The sequence below is a fragment of the Streptococcus sp. OH4692_COT-348 genome, from assembly GCF_003859975.1.
Lineage (GTDB): Bacteria > Bacillota > Bacilli > Lactobacillales > Streptococcaceae > Streptococcus.
Window position 1 is genome coordinate 1 of sequence record NZ_RQZB01000079.1, and the last position, 313, is coordinate 313.

At 40.3% G+C, this 313-nt stretch carries 1 protein-coding gene; it reads right to left on the reverse strand.

Going from position 1 to position 313, the window contains the following annotated elements; all coding sequences use genetic code 11:
* The coding region (locus EII37_RS10965) for a DUF1542 domain-containing protein (RefSeq protein ID WP_124788567.1) at window positions 1–313 on the reverse strand (313 nt) is incomplete at both ends.

Here is a 313-nt window from a genome sequence, read left to right on the forward strand (position 1 = left end):
TCTGGTTGGCTAGGTTGCAATTGCTTGATTTGTTCAAGAGCGTTGTTGAGGGCTTTATTGACGTCTTCTTGAGTCTTCGCTTCTTGGATAGTTGCGATTGCTTTATCAGTAATTTCAACTAATTTTTTCTTAGCATCGTTGTTAGTACCAAGTTCAGCTACTTTTTTCTCAATAGCTTCAGTCAAGCTAGCCATAGCCTTATCATAATTGATTTCAGGCTGCTCAGGCTGTTTTGGTTCAACTGGTTGTTCTGGTTGGCTAGGTTGCAATTGCTTGATTTGTTCAAGAGCGTTGTTGAGGGCTTTATTGACGT